The sequence below is a fragment of the Burkholderia sp. Ac-20379 genome (assembly GCF_017104645.1).
Classification (GTDB): domain Bacteria; phylum Pseudomonadota; class Gammaproteobacteria; order Burkholderiales; family Burkholderiaceae; genus Burkholderia.
This window is the reverse complement of sequence record NZ_JAAGPF010000517.1, coordinates 1-3,442: the sequence shown is the minus strand read 5'-3', so window position 1 is coordinate 3,442 and position 3,442 is coordinate 1. Positions and strand designations below refer to the sequence as shown.

The 3,442-nt window shown below is 64.0% G+C and carries 3 protein-coding genes and 1 pseudogene; all 4 read right to left on the bottom strand.

All coding sequences use genetic code 11. The features are described from left to right. Positions 1-13 precede the first annotated feature (13 nt). Positions 14-497, bottom strand: a pseudogene (locus G3N92_RS32155) (IS5 family transposase); the annotation flags it as partial. A gap of 109 nt (positions 498-606) precedes the next feature. Beyond that, complete coding sequence (locus G3N92_RS32150; RefSeq protein WP_206131566.1) at positions 607-990, bottom strand: ATP-dependent protease; 384 nt, start codon at positions 988-990, stop codon at positions 607-609. An 85-nt stretch (positions 991-1,075) separates the two neighbouring features. Further along, the gene (locus G3N92_RS32145; protein ID WP_206131565.1) at positions 1,076-1,621 is read right to left on the bottom strand and encodes a hypothetical protein; all 546 of its coding nucleotides are present in this window, start codon (positions 1,619-1,621) and stop codon (positions 1,076-1,078) included. Positions 1,622-1,659: 38 nt separating this feature from the next. After that, entirely contained in the window at positions 1,660-3,117 is a 1,458-nt protein-coding gene (locus tag G3N92_RS32140; RefSeq protein WP_206131564.1) for a DEAD/DEAH box helicase, read from the bottom strand. Positions 3,118-3,442: the final 325 nt, after the last annotated feature.

The window sequence follows — 3,442 nt, the reverse complement described above, 5'->3', positions numbered from 1 at the left end:
CTAAGAGGCCAGTTCAAAAGCCCTGCTCAGCGCGCCTGAAGATGTTCCAACAGACGAGCGAGCAGCCAAGTTTCAGGAATGCTTCGTGAATGTAGGCACGTCGCTCGAAGCGCGTGCGTAGGCGACGGAAACTGTGGAGCCAGGAGTGCGTACGTTCGACCACGCAACGATATTTGCCGAGACCGCTGCCATGTTCGATCCGGCACTTGGCGATCACGGGTTTGATCCGGCGCTCGCGTAACGCGCGACGATGTCGGTTGGAATCGTAGCCGCGATCGGCGTAGATGGCACTTGGCTTCTGAAGTGGTCGGCCACGAACACCGCGAATGGTTGGAATCGCGTCAACGAGCGGTAGCAACTATGTGACGTCGTTGGTGTTCGCGCCAGTCAGGATCGCGACGAGAGGAACGCCGTTGGCGTCTACGAGGATCGCAAGTTGCGCCCGAGCCGAAGCCCAGCCGAGTCGGCAAGTGATTCCAGCGAATTCCCGTTTTGAACTGGCCTCTAAGGGTCGAAAGCAACCAACTACAACAGGCGGCTTTCGAACTGATCGAAGTTCAATCACGCCAATCATCCCGTCGCAACTTCCCCCTCCCCGTTGCCCCCTCAAAGATCCCCCCTCACCTCCTCCAACCCCAACGCCTTCCGCTGCCGATTAACCTCATCCCACAGCGCATCGCTATCGTCCTCGCGCAGCACCACCACCCACTCCAGTTGCTCCTCGGTCACCCCGAAGTACTCCAGAATTTCCTTCTTCGCGCCATCGATGAACTGCGCAAATTCCGGCGTCGTCTGCGCCTCGGCATGCAGCGCGTCGTATTCCGAATCGTCCTCGCCACCGCCGGCCTCGTCGATGAAGCGCGAGATCCACTGATCGCGCTCGTAGTCGTAATCGGCCTCGGCGCGCATGGCTTGCGCCGCCGTTTCGAAGTCCAGTTGTGCGAATGCGGCGATCGCCGCCATCGTTGCTTCGTCGAATGTCGTTGTCATTGCCTACCTCATCATCATCGTGGCGCATCATCGCACGGCAGTCGCACGCCGATGCCCCGTTTGCAACGCGAACGGAGGCGAGGCTTCAAATCGGAAGCCAGCGCGTGTTCTCCGGTCGCTCATCTTCCCGCGAATAAGCGTAATGATCGTCGGATCGAACCGTCAGGACGCGTCCCGACTCGCGTTCATACAGCAACCATTGCTCGTCGGTCGGATCTTCACCGTAAGACCAGGTTCGCAGCGCGCCACCCAGGTCGAACGTGAACAACCACGAACCCTGCTCGGCACCGCGAGCAGCCGAAACGAGTTTCTGCCCGTCGAGCAGTTCGACGGCAAGGCCGATCATGGTGTTCGGAGATTCGCTGTGAGCCATCTCTTTTCCGTGAAACGAAATCACCCAATGGCAGCAATAAATCCATAGATGCCAGTTGCCGACAACCTGAACGCGTCGCCGCGCCATGCTTGCCTTGACCCGCTCCGATGCATGTGGCGATGCGCTGGCCGGTTCGCGAATTCGCAGGGACGGCGAACCGAATTCAAAGGCAAGAAAGCTTCCGTGGCCTTGCTTCACGGACCAGGCAGGATGTCCGTAGACAGGCACCCAGATCCGATTGATGTCTTCCAGCGCCATCCTGAACTCCCGTTTGCCCGGCTCTTTTCAGGCCTCGATCACCGCGGCCCGCGCCCACCACCCGCCTTCCCCTGCGGCTTCCCCGCAGCAGGCTTCTTCCCCGCCCCACCTGGCTTCTTCACCGCAGGTTTCCCGCCACCAGGCTTCCCACCGCCCCCAGCCTTCCCCGCCATCTTCCCGCGCGGCTTCTGCGAACTGAACGGACTCCCAACCAACACGCTCCGGTCGAACCCCTCATCCACCTCGCGCAGCGCCTTCCCAGCCGCCTGCACACCACCAGCCCCAGCCTGCACCTTCGACTTCTTCGGTTTCTTAGGCTTCTTGATCAACTGCCCCGTCGCACTCGTCTCCGGCACGCGATGCTCGGCCAGGAACCCCGGCTCCTCCTCGCGCGCCAGCGTCTTGCCGATCAGCGCCTCGATCGCGGCCAGATACGGCGCCTCGTCGGCACACACGAGCGACACGGCCACGCCGCTCGCCCCAGCTCGGCCGGTGCGGCCGATGCGGTGCACGTAGTCCTGCGCCACGATCGGCAGGTCGACGTTGATCACGAGCGGCAAATCGTCGATATCGAGCCCGCGCGCGGCCACGTCGGTGGCCACCAGCATCTGCACCTCGCCGGTCTTGAAGCGCTCGAGCGCGCGCAGGCGCGCGGGCTGCGGCTTGTCGCCATGGATGGTGTCGACGGCATAGCCGGCTTCGTCGAGCAGTCCGGCCAGGTAATCCACGCCGTTGCGCGTCTTGACGAACACCAGCGCGTGCTTCCAGCGGTTCTTGGCCACCAGATGCATGAACAGGTCGGGCTTGTTGCGCTTGTCGACGGTTACCACCCACTGGCGGATCTTGCTGGCGGTGGTGTTGGGCGGGCTGACGCTGATGTCCACGGGGCTGCGCAGAATGCTGGCGGCCATCTCGCGGATGTCGTCGGTGTAGGTGGCGGAGAACAGCAAGGTCTGGCGCTGCACGGGCAAGGCGGCGAACACGGCGTTCAGCTCGCGCGCGAAGCCGAGATCGAGCATGCGGTCGGCCTCGTCGAGCACGAGCGTCTGCACTTGATCGAACTGCACGGCGTTCTGGCGGTTCAGATCGAGCAGACGGCCAGGCGTGGCAACGAGCACGTCCACGCCCTTGCGCAGCTTCATCATCTGCGGATTGATGCTCACGCCGCCGTAAGCGGCCATGAAGCGCAGGTCGAGCCCCTTGCCGTAGTCGGCGAAGCTCTGCAGCAGTTGCTCGGCCAGCTCGCGGGTGGGCACGAGCACCAGCACGCGCGCGCGGTTGCTGGCGACGGCCGGGCCGTGCTGCACGAGCCGCTGCAGCAGCGGCAGCGCGAAGCCGGCGGTCTTGCCGGTGCCGGTGTGCGCGGCGGCCATGACGTCCTTGCCGCCGAGCACGGCGGGAATCGCCTTGGCCTGCACCGGGGTGGGCGTCTGGTAATTGAGATCCTGCACATTACGCAGCAACGGTGCGATCAGGCCGAGCGAGGCAAAAGACATGGGGCGTGTTCCGGGCGAAAACCGCAATTCTAGCGGGTGCGGCGCGGGTGGCAGCGCCGGCGTGGCCGCCTTTCACTCCCCCTTCGACTTCGCATGCCGCGCCATGCGTTCCGTTCGGCCTCCTGTACAACGCGCCGGGTCTGATAAAAAAATGAAGCGCCGAGCCGCTCGCGCGACCGGAAATGGCCGGTGCGCGCCGGTTGCGCGCCCGGTCCCCCGCTGTTTGACAGGTCTGCCATGCCGCTTCGCCTTCCGTCGTTCCTGAACACCGCCAGCCCCACCCCGAGCGGCGAAGCCCGCTCGCCCGGCAACGCCACGCACCGCA